Here is a 212-nt window from a genome sequence, read left to right as displayed (position 1 = left end):
CCGGCAGGACCTCTGGCACCGGCAGGACCTCTGGCACCGGCAGGACCTCTGGCACCGGCAGGACCTCTGGCACCGGCCGGACCTCTGGCACCGGCCGGAGCCTCTAGCTCCGGCGCAGCCTGAGGGCGACGAACGCCAGCGCCAGCCCGAGGCCGATCAGGACCAGTCCGCTGCCCAGGGGCAGGATCCGCAGCATGCGCCCGGTGACCGGT

It is taken from the genome of Streptomyces anandii JCM 4720 (genome assembly GCF_014650655.1).
GTDB classification, from domain to species: domain Bacteria; phylum Actinomycetota; class Actinomycetes; order Streptomycetales; family Streptomycetaceae; genus Streptomyces; species Streptomyces anandii.
The sequence above is the reverse complement of the archived record's forward strand: the minus strand, read 5'-3'. Positions refer to the sequence as shown.